We start from the raw sequence: 24,952 nt of genomic DNA on the forward strand, positions 1-24,952 counted from the left end.
GCCAAGGGAAAACCCTGCCCGAAGCCGGGCAGGGCCGGTATGGGATGTCAGAAGTTCAACTGCGCCGCCAGTTGGACCCGGTCGCCGTCAAACGTCCGGCCAGTGGGTGCATCGTTCCGTTCGCCAAAGAAGTATTCGGCGCTGAACGTCAGGTTGTCGGTTGCCTGGTAAAAGGCGTTCACATGGATCGTCTCAAGCTCGGTGAAGGACAACGTGCCGGTCGAGGTGGGCAGATCGTAATCTTCGCGACCGTAGGCGATACCGACATTCCATTTCGTACCAATGTCCTGGCGGAACTCGATGGTATAGCCGTCGACGTCATTTGCCCGGCCGTTGACGATGGCATCGCCCAGGCCGATCAGGTAGGGGCCAAGCGCCTCACCGTCGACGTAGTTGACCTGAAACAGCCCCCCCTGCCACGGCCGGACCGAGCCCGAGAGGGTAAAGCCTGTCTGATCGACTTCGACCGTGCCGGATTCGGCCTTGCCATAGAGGGCGGACGCGCGGGCAATATATGTGCCGTCGTCGTACTCGATGGCACCGGTGAAAACCGGATCTCTCGAATTGGACGCGCTGACGTTCTCTTCTATCGAAGCCGAAAATGTGGTGTTGGACCCAAGGGTATTGGAGTAGCGTACCTGTGGGACACGAGCGAAAGGTATGCCGACAGGACCGTTGAATTCAACCGAGGTCGGATAGGTGTCCAGCGGCTGGAAATTGGTCCAGTACTGACCGATCAGCCAGCTGTCTCCGATCGTGATATTGGCATGGCGCAGGCGCAGTTCAGCCGCTCCGCCCGAGGCGAACAGATCCAGTTCCAGCTGACCTCCGATTTCGCCGATACCGGAAGGCGTGCTGGTACGCAGCCCGATTCTGGACTGACGAACAGTCGCGCCGAATGTGCCACTGGTCTCGTTTGCAGGTTCACCGATGTTGTTTACGAAGGCGGTGTCACCCTGGTCGTAGTCGAAGTCGTAGAAGAAATCGGCCTTGATATACCCGTAGACGTCCAGAGTGGTATTGCCGATCCTCAGATCGCCGGTCCCGGCACCGGGTTTGGCGGCCTCCAGCGCCTCGACACGAGCGCGCAGGGCTTCCAGTTCGGCCTGGGTTTGGGCATCCTGGGCGTTGGCCTTCAATCCGCTGAATCCGAGCGCCGAGACGGCGAGCAGAAGGGCCGTTTTTCTCTTTATTATCATTTGGGTATTTCCTTGTATGCGAGTGTGCACAAGCACAATTCCACGACCCAAAATCCGATGGAAATCACGACAACGGGACAAACTCGGCCCGATTTCTCAAGCAATCGTGCGGGAAATCCCAAGCACCTTCACGTGTGGGTGAAAGAGGGTCGTAACGCACGGAAATCGAGAGAAAATTTGGCCTTCGAATTCCATGGCGTTCGTGATTTGCCTTTTGCCCAAATCGCCCTTGGAAACCGGGTCTGTAACAGGAATGTGACACCTTCTGGTGTGCTGAAACATGGATACGGCAAAGGTCTTGTCGGCGCGAAATTGCGCGGCATTACGCAGGATGGGCAAAATCCAGCCGGTATTCGGGGTGGAAACAATACTTTGTTTGCTGCCGGGATTGTGCCGTGCATGGTGGAAGGGCCGTGCGGCTCTACTTTGCCTGCGTCGCACAAGCACCTACTATTCCGTACCCCTTCCTATCGCGGGCAGGCTTGTGTTCCCCACAATATCCTGCCCGCGTTTTTCTTTTCTCAGGCAATAGGCAACAAGCGGCAAAAAACTGCGCAAAAAGTTTGGTTGCCGCCGTTGTTATTGCATAACAATGCGGGCTTCCGGCATCTGGCCGCAAGGAAACCAAGAAATCTGAAGGGGCAGAAACCATGCAAACCTCACGCATCTTCCTTGTGGTCGCGACCTGCGCAAGCCTTGCGGCCTGTGGCGAAACCACCGGCGAACAAGCGGTCATCGGCGGCGGAGCGGGCGCCCTGGGCGCGGTCGTTCTGGACGCAAACCCGGTCGTCGGCGCTGCGGTCGGTGCCGCGGGCAACGTGCTGTATTGCAAGTCGCAGGGTACCTGCGACTAACTCAAAGCTTTTCGGGGCGCGTTCCGCCCCGTCCGCCATCATGCAGAACGCCGTCGCGGGGGGAGTCCCCTGCGGCGGCGTTTTGCATTTCCAGAACACCAAGCCAAAGGACGTCTCATGTTCAACAAGATCCTGATCGCCAACCGGGGCGAGATCGCCTGCCGGGTCATCAAGACCGCTCGCAAGATGGGTATCGGTACGGTCGCCATTTATTCTGACGCCGACAAGAACGCGTTGCACGTTTCGATGGCGGATGAGGCGGTGCATATCGGACCGCCACCGGCGAACCAGTCCTACATCGTGATCGACAAGGTGATGGATGCCATCCGTCAAAGCGGTGCACAGGCGGTCCATCCCGGCTATGGCTTCTTGTCCGAGAACTCGAAATTCGCCGAAGCGCTTGAGGCCGAAGGCGTCGCTTTTGTTGGCCCCCCGGTGGGTGCGATCGAAAGCATGGGTGACAAGATCACCTCGAAGAAGATCGCTCAGGACGCCGGTGTTTCGACGGTTCCCGGTTACATGGGGCTGATCGAAGATGCCGACGAGGCGGTCAAGATCTCGAACGACATCGGCTATCCCGTCATGATCAAAGCCAGCGCCGGTGGTGGCGGCAAGGGGATGCGGATTGCCTGGAATGACGAAGAAGCGCGCGAGGGTTTCCAGTCGTCCAAGAACGAAGCGGCCAATTCCTTCGGCGACGACCGAATTTTCATCGAGAAATTCGTGACCCAGCCGCGGCACATCGAAATTCAGGTTCTTTGCGACAGCCATGGTAACGGCATCTATCTGGGCGAACGCGAATGTTCGATCCAGCGCCGGAACCAGAAAGTGGTGGAAGAGGCACCGTCGCCGTTCCTTGATCCCGAAACACGCAAGGCGATGGGGGAACAGGCGGTCGCGCTGGCAAAGGCCGTGAACTACGCCAGTGCGGGCACTGTGGAATTCATCGTCGATGGGGAAAAGAACTTCTACTTCCTTGAAATGAACACCCGTTTGCAGGTGGAACACCCGGTGACGGAACTGATTACCGGCGTCGATCTGGTGGAACAGATGATCCGGGTGGCCGCAGGTGAGACGCTATCGATTACGCAGGATGACGTGACCCTGACAGGCTGGGCGATCGAAAACCGTCTTTATGCCGAGGATCCGTATCGCAACTTCCTGCCGTCGATTGGCCGTCTGACCCGCTATCGTCCGCCGCAGGAAGTCGCAGCCGGTCCGTTGCTGGTCAATGACAAATGGCAGGGTGAGGCCCCCTCGGGCGAGGCTGCGGTGCGCAATGATACCGGCGTCTATGAGGGCGGCGAGATCAGCATGTATTACGACCCGATGATCGCAAAGCTCTGCACCTGGGCACCAACCCGTGAGCAGGCGATTGAGGCGATGCGCGTGGCGCTGGACAGTTTCGAGGTTGAAGGCATCGGCCACAACCTGCCGTTCCTGTCTGCTGTCATGGATCACCCGAAATTCGTCAGCGGCGACATGACCACAGCGTTTATTGCTGAAGAATATCCAGACGGCTTCGATGGGGTTCAACTGCCCGAGGTCGAGTTGCGGCGGATCGCGGCCTCGTGTTCTGCCATGCACCGGGTTGCCGAAATTCGCCGTACCCGCGTATCGGGCCGGATGGACAACCACGAACGCAAGGTTGGCACCGAATGGACGGTGACGTTGCAGGGGCAGGAGTTTGACACAACGATTGCCGCCGACCCCGGAGGTTCAACGGTGAGCTTCGCGGATGGCACCGTGCACCGTGTGTCCTCAGACTGGACGCCAGGTGATCAACTGGCAGTACTGGATGTGGATGGCAATCCATTGGTGCTGAAGGTGGGCAAGGTTTCGGGCGGGTTCCGCATCCGAAACCGGGGCGCGGATATCAAGGTGCACGTGCGCACGCCGCGTCAGGCCAAACTGGCCAGGCTGATGCCGGAAAAACTGCCGCCGGATACTTCGAAAATGCTGCTGTGCCCGATGCCCGGCCTGATCGTGAAGATCGACGTTGAAGTGGGGCAGGAAGTTCAGGAAGGTCAGGCGCTGTGCACCGTCGAGGCGATGAAGATGGAAAACATCCTTCGCGCCGAGAAAAAAGGCGTGGTCTCGAAGATCAACGCAGGTCCCGGAGACAGTCTCGCCGTGGACGACGTGATCATGGAATTCGAGTGACCATGGCTGCGCTTTTGTCATATCTCCAAGGGCCACCGGCGATCATCGCCGGGGCCAATGGGCTTGGCGAAAGTTCTCAGCCGCCCTCGCGCCGCTCGCGAATCTCGCGTTCGCGCAAGGGGGTCTTGTCGATGGACCGGCCAATCTCGCGCACGCTCCACGGGCTGGGCTTGCGCAGTTTCACCACCCCGTCCTTGTCGACAAACACCATCTGGAATCCACGCGGGCGCAGTTGTGACCGAATGGGCGACCGCGCCTTGGGATCGGTATCCGTCAGCACGATAACGTCGCGGTCGCGCATGGCGTCTTCACCTTCCAGCAGCATGTCGATCTGTTGCTGGAACCGTGGATCGGCAGGTGTATCGGCAAAGACAACGATGGGTCGGCTGACCCATAGGAATTCGTCCAGTTCGCTGTCGCCAGCGGGTCGGACAAAACTGTCATCTGCTGGTGCTGTGCCATCGGCGGCCAGCGCGGCCAGCGGGAATAGTGCCGAGAAAACAAGGGCAAGCGTGCGTGTCATATGGCCTCCTGTTCCACTGAATATAGCCACTGTGCAGGCGATTGCGACCAGCGATTTGCACTCAACGCTCAATTTTCCGCGCCCGGGCCGGATTGAAGGGCGGGATTGAACATACGCGTGCTGTCGCAAACCGGCCGCGCCCCGAATTGATAAGAGGAAATCGAAATGACCGACACGAAGGACTGGAAAGCGCTTGCCGAGAAAGAGCTGCGCGGTCGTCCGTTGGATGATCTGACCAAAGAAACGCTGGAAGGCATCGACGTCAAACCGCTGTATACGCCTGAGGACACGGCGGAACTGCCGCATATGGGGTCTTTGCCGGGTTTCGGGCCGTTTACGCGCGGTGTAAAGGCGACGATGTACGCAGGCCGTCCGTGGACCATCCGCCAATATGCGGGCTTTTCCACCGCCGAGGAGTCGAACGCTTTCTATCGCCGCAACCTGGCGGCCGGTCAGCAGGGCGTGTCGGTGGCCTTCGATCTGGCGACGCACCGGGGCTATGACAGTGACCACCCGCGCGTTGTCGGAGACGTCGGTAAGGCTGGTGTGGCCATTGATAGCGTTGAGGACATGAAGATTCTGTTCGACGGCATTCCGCTGGACAAGGTCTCGGTCTCGATGACGATGAACGGCGCGGTGATTCCGATTCTGGCAAGCTTCATCGTTGCGGGCGAAGAACAGGGCCACGACAAGTCCGTCCTGTCCGGCACCATTCAGAACGACATTCTGAAAGAGTTCATGGTGCGCAACACCTATATCTATCCGCCTGAACCATCGATGAAGATCATCTCGGATATTATCGATTTTACGTCGAACGAGATGCCCAAGTTCAACTCGATCTCAATTTCGGGCTATCACATGCAAGAGGCCGGAGCGAACCTGGTGCAGGAACTGGCCTATACGCTGGCTGACGGGCGCGAATATGTTCGTGCCGCGACGCAAGCCGGGATGGACGTGGACAAGTTCGCAGGTCGCCTGTCGTTCTTCTTTGCGATCGGCATGAATTTCTTTATGGAGGCTGCCAAACTGCGTGCCGCGCGGACCCTGTGGCATCGCGTGATGACCGAGTTCGGGGCAAAGTCCGAACGATCCAAGATGTTGCGTACCCATTGCCAGACTTCCGGCGTGTCGCTGCAGGAACAGGACCCCTATAACAATGTGATCCGTACCGCCTATGAGGCGATGAGCGCGGTTTTGGGCGGCACCCAGTCGCTGCACACAAATGCTTTGGACGAAGCGATTGCGTTGCCGACCGATTTCTCGGCCCGCATCGCGCGGAACACGCAATTGATCCTGCAGGAGGAAACCGGCGTGACGGATGTGGTCGATCCGCTGGCGGGTTCCTACTACGTCGAAAGCCTGACCAACGAGCTGATCGACAAAGCCTGGACCCTGATGGAAGAGGTCGAGGAGATGGGCGGCATGACCAAGGCCGTGGCCAGCGGCATGCCCAAGCTTCGGATTGAAGAAAGTGCTGCGCGTCGTCAGGCCATGATCGATCGGGGTGACGAGGTGATCGTCGGCGTCAACAAATACCGCAAGGAACAGGAAGACCCGATCGACATTCTCGACGTCGACAACGTCGCCGTGCGCGAGGCACAGGTTGCACGTCTGGAGCGCATCCGTGCTACCCGCGATGAGGCCGCCTGCCAACAGGCGCTGGACGCGTTGACGAAGACTGCCCAAGAGGGCGGAAACCTGCTGGCCGCCGCCGTCGAGGCCGCCCGCGCCCGCGCATCCGTAGGAGAGATCAGCATGGCAATGGAGAAGGAATTCGGCCGCCACCGCGCCGAAGTGAAAACGCTGGCCGGTGTCTATGGAGCGGCCTATGAGGGTGACGAAGGTTTTGCCGCGATCCAGAAATCCATCGAAGATTTCGCCGAGGCTGAAGGCCGCCGCCCCCGCTTGCTGGTCGTCAAGATGGGGCAGGATGGTCATGACCGGGGTGCCAAGGTGATCGCGACCGCCTTTGCGGATATCGGGTTTGACGTCGACGTTGGCCCTCTGTTCCAGACACCGGCCGAGGCAGCCCAGGATGCCGTCGACAATGACGTCCACGTGGTCGGCATCTCGTCTCAGGCGGCAGGCCACAAGACACTGGCCCCGCAACTGGTCGAGGAACTCAAGAAAGCCGGTGCCGAGGATATCATCGTGATCTGCGGCGGGGTGATCCCACAGCAGGATTATCAGTTCCTCTACGACCACGGCGTCAAAGCGATTTTTGGTCCGGGCACCAATATCCCCGAAGCGGCACAGGATATTCTGCGCCTGATCGGCGAAGCCAAGGGGTAAGGCCCAGACAAGATTTTTCAACGAAGAATCTTGTGGCGCAGATGTCCGAGGACAGCTTTACTGGGAAAGGCAGCGCGTTTTCTGCGCTGCTTTTTTTGATGGGGTGGAAATGGAACTGGATCATCTGGCCGTCGCAGGGGAAACGCTGGAGGCTGCTGCCGCGCATGTCGAGGACGCCTTGGGGGTCAGGCTTGAGACAGGCGGCAAGCATGAGAAATTCGGTACTTATAACAAGCTGCTCGGACTTGAAGATGGCTTGTATCTGGAAGCGATTGCAGTTGACCCGAATGCGGCGCAACCTGAGCGCACCCGGTGGTTCGATCTGGACCGGTTTCAGGGTGCACCGCGCCTGTCCAACTGGATCTGCCGTGTGAAGGATATCGAGGCGGCCACCGTGCCGGGTGGCCCGTTAGACCCGACAGATCTGGAGCGCGGGGCGCTGCGCTGGCGCATGATCGTGCCATCGTCCGGGCGCCTGCCTTATGACAACCTCTATCCCGCACTCATACAGTGGCAGGGCGATCTGCACCCCGCCGGAATGTTGCAGGCCAGTGGTTGCCGGTTGCTGAGATTGCTGGTGTCCCATCCCGAAGCAACGAAGCTTGCCCAAAGCACCGGGCCGGTTGAGGGTGTCGAATTTCACCAGGGCTCGCCGGGCCTGCGCGCTGAATTCGAGACACCAAACGGACGTCGCGTTCTGGAATGAGGGTTCGGCAGGCACAGATTGCGGATGCACCGGCGATTGCAAATATTGCCAACGCGATCATCAGGGATACCCTGGTTACATTCACATCCGAGGAGCGGTCTGCCGCGGGAATTGCAGCCGACATAGAAGCCCGCGGTGCGGGGTTTTTGGTGGCTGAACTGGATAGCGAGGTTGTCGGTTTCGCTTCGTATACTCGGTTCCGATCCGGGCCGGGGTATGCCGAATGCCGCGAGCACTCGATTCAACTTGCTCCATCAGCACGTGGCAAGGGGATCGGCCGCGCGTTGATGAGCCGGTTGGAAGAGGTGGCCCGGGCCGAGAGCGTCCACGTGCTTGTGGCGGGAATTTCCTCGGAAAATCCGGGGGCCATCGCCTTTCACGCTCGCATCGGTTTCACCGAAGTCGGACGAATGCCCCAAGTGGGCTGCAAATGGGGCCGCAGGTTGGATCTGGTACTGATGCAGAAAATTATTGGTCAGGACTGATCTGTCGCACCTGACACGCGCGATTTGTGGCGCTAGGGTGCGGCCATGTCGATCTGGACCCGTATATCCGATGCGCTGAGCGCACTGGCACAAGGTGAAAGCCTGACTGCCGTTTTTGAGAAACTGCGCTCACCGCCCGAAAGGTCGGTGGCCTTTACAATCGCTGTAATCGCGCTGGGGGCCAAGATGGCCAAGGCAGACGGGCAGGTGACGCGGGACGAGGTTACGGCCTTTCGCGATGTGTTCCAGATTGCCCGCGAAGACGAAGAAGGCGCGGCGCGGGTGTTCAACATGGCCCGTACCGACGTGGCTGGCTATCAGGACTATGCCCGCAAGATCGCCCGGATGTTCGACGAAGACAGCACGACGTTGTGCGACCTGATGGAAGGCCTGTTTCACATCGCCATGGCCGACGGGTTTTATCACCCGAACGAAAACGAGTTTCTGGAAGAAGTCAGCCGGATATTCGGGCAAACCGACGCTCAGTTTCTGGCGCTGCGCGCCCGGTTCGTGCCGGATGCCCCAAACGATCCGTATACCGTTCTGGGCGTGACAAGGGACATGCCGTTGACCGAAATTCGCAACATCTGGCGCAAGCTAGTGCGCGAAACCCATCCTGACGCCATGATGGCGCGCGGCGTGCCCGAGGAGGCAATCCGGCTGGCCGAGAAAAAGATGATCGACATCAACCGCGCCTGGGACGAAATAAACGGTGCAAAGGTCTGAACGGATGCGTTTGGCGACCTACAATATCGAATGGTTCGCCAACTTGTTTGATCGCCAGGATCGTCTGATCGTCGATGACGGCTGGTCCGGCCGCTATGATGTCACCCGGGCCCAGCAGGTCGAGGCGATCGCCAAGGTTCTGACGGCCATCGACGCAGATGCCATTCTGATCGTTGAGGCCCCAAACACCGGCAAAACCCAGAACACCGTCCGCGCGTTGCAGGGTTTTGCGGAAGCCTTCGATTTGCGCACCACTCATGCGGTCATGGGCTTTGCCAATGAAACCCATCAGGAACTGGCACTTTTGTTTGATCCTCAGTTGATGATGGTGCGCCATGATCCAAAGACGCGGTCTGCGCAGCCATTCGACCATCAGACAGCACCCCGGTTTGACACCGAATTTCGGATTGATCTGGATATCGACGCAACCGAGGATGTTGTGCTTTTTTCAAAGCCACCGATGGAATTGGCGGTGGAAACAAAGTCGGGTGCGAAATTTCGCCTGATTGGGGCACATCTGAAATCCAAAGCGCCGCACGGCGCGGAAAGCCGGGACGAGGCGATCCGGATTTCAATTTCCAACCGGCGCAAACAACTGGCTCAGGCGATCTGGCTGGCCCGGCGCGTCGAACAGCACATTGCCGAGGACGAACCGGTGATTTTGCTGGGTGATCTGAATGACGGCCCGGGCCTGGACGAGTTCGAGAACCTGTTCGGGCGCTCATCCGTCGAGATTTTGTTGCAGTCCGGTTTGTTTGATCCCAATGCCGCAACCGCCTACGGCTCTGTCGGCGGGGAAACACCTTCGACGGCCCGGTTTGTGCGCCGGGACAAGGGAGATTTTCTTGAGGCATTGCTGGATTACATCATGATCAGCGATCCGCTGCGCCAGCGAAATCCGGTCTGGCGAATCTGGCATCCGTTGCGGGACGACGCGATCCGTTCGAACGCGGAATTGCGGGACGCACTGCTGACGGCCTCGGACCATTTTCCCGTAACTCTGGATATTGACCTGTGATCTTTCAACGCCTTCCCGCAGTGCTTATGTTTGGCCCCATGAAACGAGTGCTTTTGATAAGTCTGATCGTGACGTCCACTGCGTTCCCAGCCAGCGCGCAGGAAGATACCGGCAAGTCCCTGATGGAGCGCGGCGCCGAGCTTTTCTTCGAAGGCCTGCGCAAGGAAATGGAGCCCACGCTCGATGATTTGCGCGACCTGGCTGAACAGTTTGGTCCTGCCATGCTGTCCTTTTTTGAGGAAATGGGACCGGCACTGGCAGAAATGACCAAGGAGATACAGGACTGGAGCGTTTATGAGGCACCGGAGATCCTGCCCAATGGCGATATCATCATCCGCCGGAAACCGCAGGACGACACCCCGCAAACTCCTGAGGAAAAACCAGAGCCGGACGAAGGTGTAACGGATATCTGAGCGTTTACAGGGGATTACCCCTTGATGATAACCTTGGTCTCGGACTTCAATGCCTGAGCCAGAGAGCCGAAGCGTGCTTCGGCGGTTTCGTTGAACAGCGGTTCGGCGGCTTTCGGCAAAATCAGATCCAACTGGCGTTTCTTTGGGAAATAACGAAGTTTGCCCATCGTGGCGTCATTCTTCATCCACAGCATTGCGCCAAAGCGCATTGCCTTGCCCAGAATCTCGGCCTGCTTCTGACTCTTTTCATCCAGCAGTTCATATTGCGGCGCGAACCGGTTACCTTCGCGTTTGTTGCGGTAGCGGTGCTGCAAGGCCAGACCAATGAACACCCTTTCCGAATGCTTCAGCCCACCCAGATTGGCGCGGGTCACGTAGTCGAAACAGACCTCTGCCCGATAATCGGGATGAGCGCGCCAACTGACATCGTGCAGAAGGCAAGCGGCCTTGACCAGCCGGACGCGGGTTGACGGGGCCGATTTGAACAGCGGCATGACGAAATCGAACAGGTGTTTTCCAAAACCGGGCAGACGGGCGTCCTTGGCTTCCGAAAAGCGGCTGGCCTCGATCAGCGGGTCGCAATCGCGCAGGCTTTGCGGCATCTGTTCGTACAGAAGCCCTTCGCGGATTCCATAGCTTGAAATGGCGATGTCCTTGGGTTTGAAAGTGCGGATCAGTCGGGACAGCACATCCATCGCATAAGGGATAAGCGCCATGCGCGAGCTGGACACACCAGCCCGGCTGCGCAGTTTCTCGGGGTCGCCCTTTTCGATGAACCGTATGGTTTCGTGCACCTGCTTGTGGGTCATCCTGTATTCATGCAGAACGTTCAGCGGATAACCCCGCCGCAGCATGTCCAGCCGTGCAAAGGCGCGCCAGCTGCCGCCCACCAGGAACAGGCGATCCCGCTGGGGGCCCAACTGATCGCGCAGTTCTTCCATGGTGGATTTGATGTGCGCCTTGCGGGCACGACGCCCGCCTTTGATGTCCCGCAATTTCAACGGACCCAGCGCGGATGTCACGCGGCGACCGGTCTGGCCTTCGCCGATCTCGGCCAGTTCCATGGATGAACCGCCAATATCGCAGATCAGACCGTATGCACCCGGCCATCCCAGAAGCACGCCTTGAGCGGAGAAACGGGCCTCTTCCAGACCATCAATGATCGAAACGTGTAGGCCGGTTTCGGCTTTGACCTCGTCGCAAAACTCCTGCCCGTCCTTGGCTTCGCGTACTGCGGCGGTTGCGACAACGTGCAGACCGGGCAGATCAAGGTTGTCGGCCAGATGCTGGAACCGGCGCAGGGCATCCAAGGCGCGAACACGCCCTCTGGGGTTCAGGTGCCCGGTCTCCGACAGACCCGCGCCCAGTTCGCACATCACCTTTTCGTTGTAGAAATACGCGGGTGAGCGGGCCGCCCCGTCAAATATGACCATACGGACCGAGTTCGACCCGACATCGACAACACCGACCCGGGACAAGTCCCTGACGCGGGGATCAGAAAATAGCGGTCTTCCGAAAGGTCCCCAGTCGGGGATGGTGGTATCGATAGTCTGATCCATGTCTTTCCCAGATATTCCTGTCTCAGGATGCGAAATCACCGGATTCGGGTCAATCTCTTCAATGGCCGTCGCCGACATGGTGTTTCAGAACCCGGATCGCCAGCGCCCGAGTGATGTCGCGCCTTTCCGACAGTGCGAGCTTGTCCAGTTGGGCCACGACCTCTGCCGCCGTTTCGAAACGCCGGTCCATGTGCTTGACCAGATAGGAAATCACCTCGGGTCCGGGGTTGAGCTGCCGGTCCACGAACAGCTTGGCCAGCACGGCCCCCAGAAGGGCGTCATCGGGCGGGTCCAGGGCGACCTGATGGGCGCCTTCGATACGGCTTTGCAAATCGGCCAGAGGCAGCTGCCAAAGCTTCGGCGCCAGCCGTCCGGTCATCAACAGCGCGTGGCCTTCGGCCAGAACAAGATTGTGCAGATGAAACAGCGTTTTCTGTTTTTCAGCGTCGGCTGCGATCATGGGTACATCTTCGACCGCGACCGAAGTCTGGGCCAACTCGGGCACCTCGCCGTGCTTCAGATCGGTGGCCGAAATGATCCGTCCGCCGGTTTCCGCCGCCCATACATGCGACAGATGTGTTTTCCCCGAACCTGCCGGTCCGCTGAGCACCAGTTTGTTGCCTGGCCAGGACGAGGCGGAAATCATTGCCACCGCCAGAGCGTTGGCGGGGGAAACAAAAAAATCCTCGCGTCCCAGCGCGGTTTTCGCCGGAAGGTCAAAGCTGAGCTGGCGTGCCATTCACTTGTCTTCCTGATCCAGCCCTTCCAGCCCGGTATACAGGCGGCTTTCCAGATATTTCGAAGTGGCAAACCGGGCCAGTACGCCGAGTGCTGCGGCGACCGGAACAGCCACCAACATGCCCACAAAACCGAACAGTGCCCCAAACACGGACAGCGCCAGCAGCAGCCAGACCGGATGCAGGCCGACCGAATTGCCGACAAGTTTGGGTGTCAGGAAATTGCCTTCGGTCACTTGCCCAAGTGCGAATACACCAGCGACCAGCCCGATATGGGCCCAGTCACCCCAGAACTGAAACAGCGCCAGCCCGATCGCCAGCGTGCCGCCGATCAGCGCCCCCAGATACGGGATGAAGGTGACGAGCCCGGCAATGAACCCGACAATCAGCCCGAACTGCAGGCCGACAAGCATCAGTGCGATGGCATAGTACGTGCCCAGGATCAGACAGACCGTTCCCATGCCCCGCACGAACGAGGCCAGGACATCATCGATTTCCCCGGCCAGCTTCTTGATTGTCGGCGCATGGTCACGCGGCAAAAGCTCGGCTATTCGAGCAATCATGCGGTCCCAGTCCAGCAGCAGGTAAACGGTAACCACCGGCACGATGACCAGCAAAACGACCACGTTTATTGCCGACCCCAACGAGGCGACGACCGTTTGCAGGACATCGCCGGTCTTCGACTTCAGGGTCTCGCCAAGAGAAACCAGAAACTGATGCGAGTTGGACTGACGGTCCAGCAGGGACGGGAATTGTCTTTCGATAAACCCGCGCAGTTCCTTGAACAGGCTGGGCATGATCTCGACCAGATCGATCAGCTGAGTGATCAATGCGGGAACAACCATCAGGATCGCCAGGACGAAACCCAGCACACCAACGACGGTTATGATGCCCGTCGCCGCCATGCGCGAGAGACCCAAATTTTCAAGCCGATCCGCGACCGGATCCAGAAAATATGCAATCGCACCACCGATGACGAAGGGCAGAAGCACGTCCCCAAGAGCCCACAAAAGAAGGGCAATCACTACTGCGGCGATGCCCCAATATCTGAGCTGATCCTTAACGGGCAAGGCCATATCGGTCCCCTGAGTTTGGCTCTTGCACGTGTTCTTGGCCCATGCGCGCCCGCGATGCAAGTGGTTCATGCCCGCTGAGATTTTGTGGTGTCAGCTGTGCAATGTTCCCAGTTCGGGGGTTTCCTCATCCGCCATTTCATCTGACCAGTTTGTGCGCCAGATCTCTGCCGACCAGTGCCCGCAATGGACTGCGGGCCGGTCAAAGCCGGGTAGGGGTGGCAATTGGGGTTGGATGACAACATCATGACGCGGCACGGCGAAATACGGAAAGGAATACCGTTCCCGACCCGAGCGGTTGACGACCCGGTGCGGAGTTGATTTCAACCGTCCCCCTGACCAAAGCTCCAGCATGTCGCCGATATTGACGACAAAGCCACCGGGCGGGCAATCCGGAGTAATCCAGTCTCCGGCCCGCGTCTGAACCTCAAGCCCGCCGACGGGATCGGGCGCGATGATGGTCAGTGCGTCGGTGTCTTTGTGCGGATGAATGCCATAGCCCGCTTCCTCGGCGGCCTGAGGTGGGTAATGCAGCAAAGTCATATTGGTCATCGGGTCGCGGAACGCGTCGCGCAGACTGTCCGGCTCAAGCTTCAACCCGACTTCCAGCGCCCCAAGCAAATGGTCTGTGACGCGATCCAGTTCAGCCCAGTAATTCAGGATGATGTCCTGTGCGCCCGGGACTTCGCGCGGCCAGAGATTTGGCCCGTAAAGGGCACAGTCCTGACGGATACGCGCATCCGATGGGGTTTCGAAATGCAACTTGTAGCCTTCGTATTTGTCGGCGGTCCCCGATCCGTCGTTCGGGGTGAAAAATCCCATGGGAATATAGCCGCGATAATTGTCACGGGTGATGGCCTGATCCCATTTGCTGCTGTCATCGACGCCGAAGATCTCACGAACGCAGTCCCGAACCTGCTCGACCATATCCGGGGGAACGCCGGTGCCTGTAATCGATAGGAAGCCGATGCTGGTGCAAGCGTTCAGGATTTGCTGAGCGGTGGTGTCAAAGCCCGGATGAGCCTTGTCGTTCAGGGGGGCAATGTCGATTGTAGGTATATGGTCCATCAGTTGATCCTCACCCCTTGGCGTTCAAGTTCGGCGTGAACCGGGCTCAGGTTCAATTCGTGCACGTCCTGATTGCTTTTGAGGGACAACGCCGCTGCAATTCCGGCGCCCTGACCCATGACAGCACAACAGGCCATGTTTCGGGTCGCGGCATGGGCGACGCGGTCTGCGCCGTGGGAACGCCCCGCCACAAGCAGGCCCTGCACGCCTTTTGGCAGCATTGATCGGTAAGGGACCTGCATGTATCGGCCTGTGGTCGGCAAGATCAGGATGCCATAGCCGTCGATGAACTCGGGGTAGATGCCGATCGTGTCTTCGAACCGACCCTGATGGCGGGCGTCATCCTCGGTCATGTTATAGATCGCGTCGATCTTACGGGTGTCGCGGATGCCGATCGTCATTCCAAAGTTCCGCAGACGGGCGTTTTCACAACCGGGCATGAACCGGCGCAGCGCCTCGATGGCCAGCATCGACTGACGTCGGCCTTCGATCTCGCCGCGCGTCAGGCTGTCGGGGTCGGTGCCGTCTATCTCGGCCAGATGGATGAGGTTCATGTAGGTCAGCTCACCCGTGTCATGCATTGCACCCCATGTACCGGCGATGGTGTTCAGATGCGGCGGGATCAGCCCCTCATCAATGGCTTGTTGGAACGGTTTGTGCACGAAGGGTGAGAACATGTCGTCTTCTTTGCCGCTCGTCTCGATATTCCATTCACCGCCGCCGCCCCAGTCCTTGTACGTTTGCGGATCAGCTTTGACACCTTCCATAAACGCGCGTTTGTCGACGCCGGCCAGATGGAACATGACCGAGGCCGCCATCATGTCTTCGCGTGGGGTCTTGTGGGTCGGTGCGCCTGCACGGTGAGCCACATCAGCGTCCCCGGTGGCATCAATCACCACCTTGGCCAGTATCGCCTCGCGCCCTGCCTTGGATTCGGTGATGATCCCGGTGATCCGGTTGCCTTCCATGATCGGAGCGACAAACTGACGGTGCAGCATCGGATGCACGCCAGCTTCTTCGACCAGCTTGTCTGCCACCAGTTTAAAGCCCTCGCTGTCGAGCTCATAGCTCAGCGACTGGCTTTCCGGCACCGCAGCGCCCATCTCCTTGGCACGGGTTTCGAACTCCATGCCGATGCCGCCGGCTTCAACCGTCTGTTCGTGGCGATACCAGGCGAAACCTTCGACCCCGACAGCGGTGATGTTCCCCCCCATGCAACCGAAGCGGTCGACCAAGGACACTTCCGCCCCCGCCCGTGCCGCAGCCAGTGCGGCGGCAAGGCCGGCGGGGCCGGAACCTACAACAAGAACGTCGGTCTGATGAACTACGGGGATCTGGCGGGCGGGTTCCTGAATGGTTTGCACGGGGACCTCCTGAGAAAATGTTCCCGCTACCATCTTGAATGCTGACTGGCGGGTCAATCAAAAAACCGACTGCTCCGAGGTCGCAAAATCGCCAATGGCCGATTGCCCCCGGCGGGGCTTTGCAATAAGCAGCTTTGAAGTCGAATTCTCACCTTTGAAGGTCATACAATGCGCCTCAGCCGTTACTTTCTGCCCGTTCTCAAGGAAACCCCCTCGGAGGCCCAGATCGTCAGCCACCGGCTGATGCTGCGTGCCGGGATGATCAAACAGGCCGCGGCCGGGATTTATTCGTGGCTGCCGTTGGGTTTCAAAGTTCTGCGCAAGTTGGAAAACATCGTGCACGAGGAACAGGCGCGGGCGGGTCATATCGCCATCCAGATGCCTATTTTGCAATCCGCGGACCTGTGGCGCGAATCCGGACGTTACGACGATTACGGTCAGGAAATGCTGCGAATGCAGGACCGTCACGGGCGCGACATGTTGTATACGCCGACGGCCGAGGAACTGGTGACCGACATCTTCCGTGGCCATGTCAGCAGCTACAAGGATCTGCCGCTGACCCTCTATCAGATTCAGTGGAAATTCCGCGATGAAATCCGCCCCCGTTTCGGCGTGATGCGTGGTCGTGAATTCTATATGAAGGACGGCTACAATTTCGACCTGAACAAGGAAGACGCGCTGCACGCGTATAACCGCCATCTGGTCAGCTACCTGCGCACTTACGAGCGTATGGGGCTGCAAGCCATCCCGATGCGCGCCGATTCCGGTCCCATCGGTGGTGACGACACGCATGAGTTCCTGGTTCTGGCTGATACCGGCGAGTCCGAAGTTTTCTATGACAGCGCCGTTACCGATCTGACCTTTGGCGACCGCGAGATCAATTATGACAACCGCGAGCAGTGTCAGGCGATCCTCGAGGAGTTCACCTCGAAATACGCGCGCACCGACGAAACCCATGACGAGGCGCTGTTCAACCAGATCCCGGAAGAGCGCCGCCGCGTGGCGCGCGGAATCGAGGTCGGCCAGATATTCTATTTCGGCACCAAGTATTCCGAACCGCTGGGTGCAACCGTGCAAGGCCCCGACGGTAAGCCGGTTCCGGTTCACATGGGCAGCCACGGCATCGGTGTCAGCCGCCTGATCGGCGCGATCATCGAGGCCAGCCATGACGACAAGGGCATCATCTGGCCCGAGGGCGTGACCCCGTTCCATTGCGGTATTGTCAACCTGAAACAGGGTGATGAAGAAGCGGATGCGGCTTGCGACAAGATCTACAAGGCGCTGACCGCGCTGGGGCTTGAGCCGCTTTATGATGACCGCAACGAGCGGGCAGGGGGCAAATTCGCAACCATGGACCTGATCGGCCTGCCGTGGCGCATCACTGTCGGTCCGCGCGGCCTGAAGAACGGCGTGGTCGAACTGACCAGCCGTCGCACCGGCGAAAGTGAGGAACTGAGCCCCGAGGCCGCGGTCACCAAGATCGCCGGAATTTATGAGCAGATCGCCTGAGCAGACCGACACGCCGCTGATCTCGGTGATCACGGCGACTTACAACCTGCTGTCCCAAGGGCGGCAGGACAGTTTTCTGGGCGTCATCGAATGCATGGCGCGGCAGAACTGCGTTCGGGCCGAGCATGTCATTCAGGATGGCGCTTCGTCGGATGGAACAACTGCGTTTCTGAATGAGGCGACGGCAGACGCCCTGCGTACACGCGTGATCAGCGCACCGGATGCCGGTCTGTACGATGCGATGAACAAGGGGGCACAGGCCGCGCGCGGAACGTATCTGCTGTTCCTGAACTCGGACGATGCTCTGGCGTCAGATGATGTGCTTAACACGGCGGCGGATCGGCTTGAGGCAACCGCGCCCGATTTCCTGTTCGGGTCGACACTGCGCAAACACGCGGACGGATCGGAAAGCAGGGAGAAACGGATGTCACTTACGGCGGTCCTGCAGCGGATGCCGTTCTGCCATAACTCGGTTTTCATAAAACGGGATGTCTTTCTTGCACTGGGCGGACATGACACGCAATTTCGCGTTGCCGCCGACTACGACCTGATGCTGCGCCTGGTCGGTGGCGGCTATCAGGGTGAGCGGATGGATGATCCGGTCTCGTTGTTCTGGGAAAGAGGTGTGACCAGCGACGATGAGGCAACAGGGCAGGACTATGCCCGTGTCTGGATGCAATACTACGCGGATTTCAATACGGCCCATGGGCTGACGCAGCAGGATTTCTTTGGATACTATCGGCGCGGACACATGCCGGCCAACCTGATGCTTGAAGTTCTGCGTCGACCCGATACGCCCGAGGCGATCAAACGGGCCGCGCGCCATTGCCTGTTTAAGACCCTGCGCCGTTCGGTGCAGTTTTGGCGAAAGTTCTAGTTTCTTAATTCAAGTGCCGTTCCGGGATGGGCGTGCCGCAAGAACTTCTCCATCTGCCTGCCCGCCATGGGCGACGACAATCGGACGCCCAAGCTTACGCACCAGATCCTTGAATTCGAACCCAAGAAAACGCAGTCCGCAAACCCTCTCGCCGGATGTTCTGTCGGTGATGCACAGGCGGCCCTTTCGGAATGCCAGGCTGTATCCTTTGTCTTTCAGGATGTCCGCCAGGCTACCCCAGCTTGCCGCGCTGGCGAATAACGGGCGGATTGCTGCGCGCAGCAGAGCCGCTGTTTCGCAATCGAGTTCTGTTGATGCCGTTCGGGCCACAATAGAACCCGACACCTCAGTCTTCCGCTTAATTAACATGAGCGACCCCCGCTCTGAAATGTGTTCCCCCATTACAGGGTGTCAAAATTTCTCAGAATAATCAAAATTTGAAATAAAATTACTCTGAAAATGTTGCATTTTGAGTTCAATAATTCACGCAATACCCGCATTGATATCATAGGTGAAACAATTCAGCGCTGTCTGTGAAGGATGTCACAACTATTGGTATAGCCCGCTTGTTGACCCGTCGCCTTAAGCCCGAGCCCTTCCAGACGGCCCGACCGCGTTTGATTCGTTCCGGCATTGCAATTGCCGGGCTGGACACAAGATATCAGAGTGGTAAATCGGTCTGGTTCAGACGGGGGATACGGACGTGCTGAGTTTTGCAACGGTTGTGTATTCCAAGGACTATCCCTTGCTGGAATTGCAGGCGTTGTCATTTGCCCGGTTCGTTGACCCCCGAAGCGTCGCATCGATCCATGTCATCATGAACGACATTGACGAGGCGTCGCTCAGACAGAAGATCGATCCAATCCTGCCGTCTTATGGTCCGTTGCTGCCCAAGGTTAAGGTGCTAAGCGGCGACGACGTATTGCTGGGCACCGGGCATTGTTCAGAACGGCCCTGGCGTGACCGGGTCCTGATCGAGAACCGTTTCCGGATTCCGTTCGCCCGAAAAGGCGGGTGGCGGGGCAACAACGGGTATCGCGCTCAGCAGGTGCTGAAACTGGGTGCCGCACGCGTGGCAGATGCCGAGAATATCGTTATCCTGGATACCAAGAACGTGTTTTTGCGCGCTTTCGAGCAATCTGAGTTCTTTTCACAGGATGGCGCTGCCCAAATCCCGTTCATTCCGGTTCAAAGCGATTTTCACCGCAATTGGTTGTCTGAGAGTTTGGAGGCACTTGGGGTTAACAAGCCCGATACCGCCGATCTTGAAACAACGAACTTTGCGACACCGTTCCCGGTCCGACGATCGCTTGTTTTGGCGCTGCTGGACGAAATCAATGCGCGTTACGGTTCGGTGCAGGCTCTCTTTGCGTCGCGGCGGCGGCCTTCCGAGTTCATGCTACTTAACGCGTTTTGTATGGGCTCACCTGAAGGTTACGGACCTTGGTTTCAGCCGATTGAAAACAACAGCGTCGGTATGTGGCCCACCTATTCGCAGGACGTTCTGAGCGCGCAGGTGTCACGACTGGACGATCCGCAGTCACTCAGCCTTGGATTGCACAATCGGGCGGTTTCGAAACTGCCCGAAGATCTGCGCGAACGGGTATTCAAGGCATTGGAAAGCCGCGGCATCAGCGACCCGGCCAGAACAAAGGCTGTATTGGATCAAACTTCGGCCCTTTCCGGCTAGCACAGACACTGGCGGTGACAAGTCGCTTGACCATCCGGGCAAATGCCGAAAGGGTCGCCGCAAACAGAAAAACCGGAGCAGGCATGGCCACCACACCCCCGCCCTTTGCCCCTTTTGAATGGAAAATCGCCTGGCGTTATCTGCGCGCCCGTCGCGCCGAAGGCGGCGTCAGCGTGATGACCTGGATTTCCCTGATCGGGATCACTCTGGCCGTGTTTGCCCTGATCGCGACCCTGGCGGTGCGGTCCGGGTTCCGGTCCGAGTTTGTCGGCACCATTTTGGGAGCCAACGCGCATGTCACCGTCTATTCGGCTGGCCAGGTCGGCCAACAGGGCAGTGTTGACAGGACGATTGCGGATTTTGACGGCATGGCTATGCGGATCGCGCAGGTTGACGGTGTTGTGCGCGCCGCGCCGTTGGTCAAGGGACAAGTGCTGATCACCAACCGCGACCGCAGCAGCGGCGTCGAGGTCTTTGGCATTCGCCCCGACGATCTGCGTGATTTGCCGGGTATTGCTGAAAGTGAACAAGCCATTGGTGATCTGTCCGGGTTTCAGGACGGCGAAGAAGTAGTTGCCCTGGGTTCGGGTGTCGCGCGCAGCATTGGCGCGACCGTCGGCGATACGATCAAGCTGACCTCGCCCAACGGGGTCAAAACCGCCTTTGGCACGTCGCCGCGGGTGAATGCTTACCGCGTGGTCTATGTCTTTTCGGCCGGCCGCTACGATATTGACCGGACCAGGGTCTACATGCCGTTTGACAGGGCGCAGAGCTTTTTCAACCGCGAAGGTGTCGCGGACGAGATCGAGGTGATGGTCGCGCAGCCCGAGGCACTGAACCCGATCCTGATACCGATACTCGAAGCCGCAGGCGAGCGCAGCCAGATCTGGACGTGGCAGGACGCTTCGGGCGGGTTCTTGCGCGCGCTCGAGGTCGAGGACAACGTGATGTTCATCATCCTGTCGATCCTGGTGCTGATCGCGGCGATGAATATCGTCTCTGGCCTGATCATGCTGGTCAAGAACAAGGGGCGGGACATCGGCATCCTGCGCACCATCGGTCTAAGTGAAGGGTCCGTTCTGCGGGTGTTTTTCATTTGCGGGGCATTCACCGGCATCATCGGAACGGTGATGGGCGTGGTCCTTGGATGCCTTTTCGCCATCTACATCGATCCGATTTTTTCCTTCGTGAACTTCGTCATGGGAGGCGGTGTCTGGGATCCGTCCATTCGCGGCATCTACGCTTTGCCCGCCGAATTGCACCTGACCGATGTGCTCAAGGCAGTCGCGCTTTCGTTGGGTCTGTCCTTTCTTGTCACCTATTTCCCTGCTCGTCGTGCGGCGCGGCTGAACCCGGTTGAGGCGCTGCGCTATGAATGATGTGACGATGCGGCTGAACGGTCTGACCAAGACCTATCTGAGGGGCACTCCGGGCGAGGTTCAGGTTCTGCGCGGTGCAGATCTGGAACTTCGCGCGGGTGAGGCTGTGGCGCTGGTGGCACCGTCGGGTGCCGGAAAGTCGACGCTGCTTCATATTGCCGGGCTTCTTGATGCCCCCGATGCCGGATCGGTTGAAATTGCGGGTCAGGATGCCTCGGGCAAAGGCGACCGTACCCGCACAGCATTGCGGCGGCGCGATGTGGGATTTGTCTATCAGTTCCACCATCTGCTGCCGGAATTCACGGCGCTTGAGAATATAACCCTTCCGCAACTGGCCAATGGCGTATCCGAAAAAGCTGCCCGTGAACGGGCTATGTCACTGCTGGGGCGGGTTGGGGTTGCGTCCCGCGCCGATCATCGCCCGGCGGCCCTGTCAGGAGGAGAGCAACAGCGCGTTGCATTCTGCCGGGCGCTGGCCAATGCGCCGCGCGTTTTGCTGGCGGATGAACCGACCGGCAATCTGGACCCTGAGACCTCGGATCAGGTTTTCGATGCGCTGATGTCACTTGTGCGGGGTGAGGGGCTTTCGGCGTTGATCGCCACTCACAACCCGGATCTGGCCGCGCGGATGGACCGGATCGTGCGGTTGGACGGCGGTGTTCTCAAGCCAGTTGAGTGATGGCGACGCCAACTGCCATAACAGCAATCCCGCCCGCCCGCATCCAGGTTAGGGGTGTGATCTGGGCGCCAAACAGACCAAAATGGTCAATGGCGGCTGCACTGATCAACTGGCCCAGCAGGACAAAGAACACTGCGTTCCCAACGCCAAAATGCGGGGCCACGTGGGTGATGGACAACACATAAAAGGCGACCAGAACGCCGCCGAGGAACAGGTGTTTCGGGGCTTCTGAAACTTTTGAAAGCGCGTCGAAGCCGGGAAACACCAACATGACCAGCACCGAAGCGGTCAGGGCAACGGCGAACAGAACCACCGCCGCCGTGGTCGGCGACCCGATCAGTTTACCCAAGGCCGCATTCAGACCCGCCAGCAGAGGCACGCCGACCCCGGCTGCCAACATGATGGCTGCGTATTGTGTCATTGCCCGATCCTTTGCCCTTGTTGCGTTGATCTGGATCATTGCCCCTAGCCGCAGAACGGGCAAGCCTGCAATTGCCAATCCTGACAGGAGATTACGATGAGAATGTCCGCCGCCCGGGTCACATTTTTGACAGCCGTCTTTCTGGCATCACAAGCGCCAGCACAGGATGCCGAAAATGGTGGCCATTTGTACCTGCGCCACTGCGCCACCTGTCACGGGATCGAAGCAACGGGTCAGGGTCCGATGGCTGGTGTCTTGGTCATTCAGCCCACTGACCTGACCCAATTGGCGGATGCCAATGGGGTGTTTCCACGGGCAAGAGTTGTGGCACGGATCGACGGGCGCGATCCTCTGGTCTCGCACGGCAGCCCGATGCCTGTGTATGGGCCGTTCTTCGAAGGGCAGGACACGGCGATCAAAACGCATGACGGTCAGCCGATTCTGACGAGCCAGCCGATTGTCGATCTGGTCGCCTATCTGGAAACGCTGCAAAAGTGACGGTGATCAGCTGCAAATGCCGTTGATTTCCGCGCCCCGCCACGGCAGGGCGACGTCACGCTCGCGCCCCTTCTCGGGCAGCGGTGACAGGTCGAAGTGCACACCCAGCATGTCGTGCAGACGCTGCGTGCGGGCCGCCTGGGGATCCAGCGCCCGGCAGCACACATATTCCTCGACGATCGCGCCCTGTTGTTCGAATCCGTAAGAAAGAAAGTCAGGCGAAGTTGCGAGGTCGAACAAATAGGGATCCTTGCGTCCGCCATGTTCTGCCGCTGCGCGTAATGGATGATACCCGGTGGTTTCGCGGTTCTGCCACTGCCAGACGTGGGTCAGTTCATGCGCCAGCAGCATTGCGGCTATCAGGTTCATTTCGTCCGGAAATCCGGACATGTAATTCTCAAGATACCAGTCACGCGAGAAATAGACCCGGTTGAACAGGGCCACTGCGGCAGGGGTGCTGGTGACAAGCCCCTCTTCGGCCGGTGGCAGAATGCGATCCCGGCAGGCCAGACGCGGTCGCGCCTCGCGATAGTATGTAATGGGCAGCACGGGCGCGCCATCGACAAGTCGGACGCGATCAATGTCCAGGCTTTTGCCCTGAATGGTATCGGTAAACGCGCGTTCGGTCTCTGTCAGCGGACGGCTGCAGGACGCAAGCAGAAACAGGGCGACTAACATAACGCGAGTGATCATGCCTTGCAGCCTAGTACGACGCATTCCGCCTGCAAGGTGATTTTAGAGGCTCATCGCCAGAACACGGCTGATTTCTGTCAACGATCGGCCGGATTGCTCCATCCATGTGTTGAAAGCTTGCTGTACTGCGGCCATTGCCTTTTTCGACGTGGCGGGCCTGTCAATGATGCCTTCGGCGATCAGCCGCGCGGTGACGTCCTGTGATAATATAAAACTGTCACGCCCGGCAAATCGCATTGCATATTGAGCCGAAGCCCCTCCAAGGCGCGCCCCGCGTTTGGCCAGCATGGCCAGCAGGCCAATGTAGTCGTGCGAAGGCCAGCCGCCCAGAACCTGACCCGCTCCGCCTTCTTCACGCAGTTCCAGCAGAAACGCGGCGTTGTCCCGCACGGCGGCGATCTTTGTTCCGTTGCGCACGATACGAGTGTCTTGCAGCAGGCTGTCGAACTTTTCGTCGTCCATGAAGGCGCACCGCCCGACATCAAATCCGTCAAATGCCGTTTCGAACCCATCCCACTTGGATTCGATGACTTTCCAGCTGAATCCCGCCTGAAAAATGGTTTTTGTTATTGTCGACAACCAGCGGTCGTCCGGCATGGCGGCCAGCTCAGCGGTGCTTTTGGGTTTGCTCAGCTTTTCCTCCAGCCTGTCAGGGCCGCCATGCCGGCCGGCGGCAATGCTGTAGATTTCGTCAAAATGGCGCATCATTCGGTTCCTCCGGCGCTAGTGTTTCCTTTTTGTTCCTTTCTGGCAAGGGGGCAAGTTGCGCCCGGTTGGCCGGATTCAATAGATCGCGACTATTGCGAAATGCAGAAATTTAGACGGTTTTGCAAAGAAATGCTCGACAAAACAGGGGATTCGGGTTTGTGATTGACTCGTCAATCAATGTCCGGTGCCCTGGCAAACCTCAGCAACAAGCCAGGACGGTGCAGTTGCGTTGCAAAGCGGGTGGGGGAAATCGCGCCAAAAAAGTGAAATTAGCTTAGCTCTGGTGTCAGTGTTCACTTTCCTTTTCCGGCTAAATTT

25 protein-coding genes are annotated in these 24,952 nt (G+C 58.8%); 14 read left to right on the plus strand and 11 right to left on the minus strand.

Features of this window, described 5'->3' with window-relative positions; all coding sequences use genetic code 11:
• Positions 1–47 precede the first annotated feature (47 nt).
• A complete protein-coding gene (locus tag ACR1XU_RS00745) occupies positions 48–1,199 on the minus strand; it encodes a DcaP family trimeric outer membrane transporter (RefSeq protein WP_480906943.1) in 1,152 nt (383 codons plus the stop codon).
• Positions 1,200–1,849: 650 nt separating this feature from the next.
• Between ACR1XU_RS00745 and ACR1XU_RS00750 the strand changes: the two genes are divergently transcribed.
• Together ACR1XU_RS00750 and ACR1XU_RS00755 are read left to right on the plus strand one after the other, a co-directional pair.
• Positions 1,850–2,053 (plus strand): hypothetical protein, encoded by a 204-nt coding sequence (locus ACR1XU_RS00750; RefSeq protein ID WP_480906941.1) that lies wholly within the window; start codon positions 1,850–1,852, stop codon positions 2,051–2,053.
• 117 nt (positions 2,054–2,170) lie between these two features.
• Positions 2,171–4,216, plus strand: a complete 2,046-nt coding sequence (locus tag ACR1XU_RS00755) for an acetyl-CoA carboxylase biotin carboxylase subunit (RefSeq protein ID WP_170609941.1) — start codon at positions 2,171–2,173, stop codon at positions 4,214–4,216.
• 76 nt (positions 4,217–4,292) lie between these two features.
• On the opposite strand, the gene ACR1XU_RS00760 is transcribed toward ACR1XU_RS00755, so the two are convergent.
• Positions 4,293–4,739, minus strand: coding sequence for a DUF4174 domain-containing protein (locus tag ACR1XU_RS00760; RefSeq protein WP_170609943.1), 447 nt, complete (start codon positions 4,737–4,739; stop codon positions 4,293–4,295).
• A 165-nt stretch (positions 4,740–4,904) separates the two neighbouring features.
• Here ACR1XU_RS00760 and scpA point away from each other — a divergent pair, with 165 nt between their 5' ends.
• The 6 genes from scpA to ACR1XU_RS00790 all read left to right on the plus strand — a co-directional run bounded on the left by scpA (position 4,905) and on the right by ACR1XU_RS00790 (position 10,379).
• Entirely contained in the window at positions 4,905–7,031 is a 2,127-nt protein-coding gene (gene scpA, locus ACR1XU_RS00765) for a methylmalonyl-CoA mutase (protein WP_480906939.1), read from the plus strand.
• Between the two features lie 109 nt (positions 7,032–7,140).
• Positions 7,141–7,737, plus strand: a complete 597-nt coding sequence (locus tag ACR1XU_RS00770) for a VOC family protein (RefSeq protein ID WP_480906937.1) — start codon at positions 7,141–7,143, stop codon at positions 7,735–7,737.
• The gene (locus ACR1XU_RS00775; RefSeq protein WP_480811867.1) at positions 7,734–8,222 is read left to right on the plus strand and encodes an N-acetyltransferase family protein; all 489 of its coding nucleotides are present in this window, start codon (positions 7,734–7,736) and stop codon (positions 8,220–8,222) included. The genes ACR1XU_RS00770 and ACR1XU_RS00775 overlap by 4 nt, the downstream gene beginning before the upstream one ends.
• A gap of 45 nt (positions 8,223–8,267) precedes the next feature.
• A complete protein-coding gene (locus tag ACR1XU_RS00780) occupies positions 8,268–8,948 on the plus strand; it encodes a molecular chaperone DjiA (RefSeq protein WP_170609951.1) in 681 nt (226 codons plus the stop codon).
• Between the two features lie 4 nt (positions 8,949–8,952).
• Positions 8,953–9,966 carry an endonuclease/exonuclease/phosphatase family protein gene (locus ACR1XU_RS00785; protein ID WP_170681990.1) on the plus strand — a complete coding sequence of 338 codons (1,014 nt, stop codon included), beginning with the start codon at positions 8,953–8,955 and terminating at the stop codon, positions 9,964–9,966.
• 38 nt (positions 9,967–10,004) lie between these two features.
• Complete coding sequence (locus ACR1XU_RS00790; RefSeq protein ID WP_170824812.1) at positions 10,005–10,379, plus strand: hypothetical protein; 375 nt, start codon at positions 10,005–10,007, stop codon at positions 10,377–10,379.
• Between the two features lie 14 nt (positions 10,380–10,393).
• Here the strand turns inward: ACR1XU_RS00790 and ACR1XU_RS00795 are convergent, their stop codons facing one another.
• The 5 genes from ACR1XU_RS00795 to ACR1XU_RS00815 form a co-directional block, all read right to left on the minus strand.
• A complete protein-coding gene (locus ACR1XU_RS00795; RefSeq protein ID WP_170824813.1) occupies positions 10,394–11,938 on the minus strand; it encodes a Ppx/GppA family phosphatase in 1,545 nt (514 codons plus the stop codon).
• A gap of 58 nt (positions 11,939–11,996) precedes the next feature.
• Positions 11,997–12,677, minus strand: coding sequence for a P-loop NTPase family protein (locus tag ACR1XU_RS00800; protein WP_480906935.1), 681 nt, complete (start codon positions 12,675–12,677; stop codon positions 11,997–11,999).
• The gene (locus ACR1XU_RS00805; RefSeq protein ID WP_170609960.1) at positions 12,678–13,751 is read right to left on the minus strand and encodes an AI-2E family transporter; all 1,074 of its coding nucleotides are present in this window, start codon (positions 13,749–13,751) and stop codon (positions 12,678–12,680) included.
• A 90-nt stretch (positions 13,752–13,841) separates the two neighbouring features.
• Positions 13,842–14,816 carry an isopenicillin N synthase family dioxygenase gene (locus ACR1XU_RS00810; protein ID WP_480906933.1) on the minus strand — a complete coding sequence of 325 codons (975 nt, stop codon included), beginning with the start codon at positions 14,814–14,816 and terminating at the stop codon, positions 13,842–13,844.
• Positions 14,816–16,180 (minus strand): FAD-dependent oxidoreductase, encoded by a 1,365-nt coding sequence (locus ACR1XU_RS00815; protein WP_480906931.1) that lies wholly within the window; start codon positions 16,178–16,180, stop codon positions 14,816–14,818. The genes ACR1XU_RS00810 and ACR1XU_RS00815 overlap by 1 nt, the downstream gene beginning before the upstream one ends.
• A 168-nt stretch (positions 16,181–16,348) precedes the next feature.
• Here ACR1XU_RS00815 and proS point away from each other — a divergent pair, with 168 nt between their 5' ends.
• Positions 16,349–17,689, plus strand: coding sequence for a proline--tRNA ligase (proS, locus tag ACR1XU_RS00820; RefSeq protein ID WP_480906929.1), 1,341 nt, complete (start codon positions 16,349–16,351; stop codon positions 17,687–17,689).
• Positions 17,673–18,566 (plus strand): glycosyltransferase, encoded by an 894-nt coding sequence (locus ACR1XU_RS00825; RefSeq protein WP_480906928.1) that lies wholly within the window; start codon positions 17,673–17,675, stop codon positions 18,564–18,566. The genes proS and ACR1XU_RS00825 overlap by 17 nt, the downstream gene beginning before the upstream one ends.
• A gap of 9 nt (positions 18,567–18,575) precedes the next feature.
• Here the strand turns inward: ACR1XU_RS00825 and ACR1XU_RS00830 are convergent, their stop codons facing one another.
• A complete protein-coding gene (locus tag ACR1XU_RS00830; protein WP_480906927.1) occupies positions 18,576–18,911 on the minus strand; it encodes a hypothetical protein in 336 nt (111 codons plus the stop codon).
• Positions 18,912–19,269: 358 nt separating this feature from the next.
• Between ACR1XU_RS00830 and ACR1XU_RS00835 the strand changes: the two genes are divergently transcribed.
• From ACR1XU_RS00835 to ACR1XU_RS00845, 3 genes are all read left to right on the plus strand, one after another.
• On the plus strand, positions 19,270–20,256 hold the full coding sequence (locus ACR1XU_RS00835; RefSeq protein ID WP_480906925.1) for a DUF6492 family protein: 987 nt from the start codon (positions 19,270–19,272) through the stop codon (positions 20,254–20,256).
• Between the two features lie 83 nt (positions 20,257–20,339).
• Positions 20,340–21,635 carry a lipoprotein-releasing ABC transporter permease subunit gene (locus tag ACR1XU_RS00840; RefSeq protein ID WP_480906923.1) on the plus strand — a complete coding sequence of 432 codons (1,296 nt, stop codon included), beginning with the start codon at positions 20,340–20,342 and terminating at the stop codon, positions 21,633–21,635.
• Positions 21,628–22,314 (plus strand): ABC transporter ATP-binding protein, encoded by a 687-nt coding sequence (locus tag ACR1XU_RS00845; RefSeq protein WP_170609973.1) that lies wholly within the window; start codon positions 21,628–21,630, stop codon positions 22,312–22,314. Before ACR1XU_RS00840 ends, ACR1XU_RS00845 begins: the two co-directional genes overlap by 8 nt.
• Here the strand turns inward: ACR1XU_RS00845 and ACR1XU_RS00850 are convergent.
• Positions 22,298–22,735 (minus strand): DMT family transporter, encoded by a 438-nt coding sequence (locus tag ACR1XU_RS00850; protein WP_480906921.1) that lies wholly within the window; start codon positions 22,733–22,735, stop codon positions 22,298–22,300. The two genes, ACR1XU_RS00845 and ACR1XU_RS00850, sit on opposite strands and share 17 nt — an antisense overlap.
• Positions 22,736–22,831: 96 nt before the next feature.
• On the opposite strand from ACR1XU_RS00850, the gene ACR1XU_RS00855 reads away from it, so the two are divergent.
• Entirely contained in the window at positions 22,832–23,233 is a 402-nt protein-coding gene (locus tag ACR1XU_RS00855) for a c-type cytochrome (protein WP_480906920.1), read from the plus strand.
• 6 nt (positions 23,234–23,239) lie between these two features.
• Here ACR1XU_RS00855 and ACR1XU_RS00860 read toward each other — a convergent pair whose 3' ends face one another.
• Together ACR1XU_RS00860 and ACR1XU_RS00865 are read right to left on the minus strand one after the other, a co-directional pair.
• The gene (locus ACR1XU_RS00860; RefSeq protein WP_480906918.1) at positions 23,240–23,926 is read right to left on the minus strand and encodes a hypothetical protein; all 687 of its coding nucleotides are present in this window, start codon (positions 23,924–23,926) and stop codon (positions 23,240–23,242) included.
• A gap of 42 nt (positions 23,927–23,968) precedes the next feature.
• Positions 23,969–24,631: a DNA-3-methyladenine glycosylase I gene (locus ACR1XU_RS00865; RefSeq protein ID WP_480906996.1), complete on the minus strand. Its 663-nt coding sequence runs from the start codon at positions 24,629–24,631 to the stop codon at positions 23,969–23,971.
• Between the last annotated feature and the right edge of the window lie 321 nt (positions 24,632–24,952).

Source organism: Ruegeria sp. D1(2025) (genome assembly GCF_056536425.1).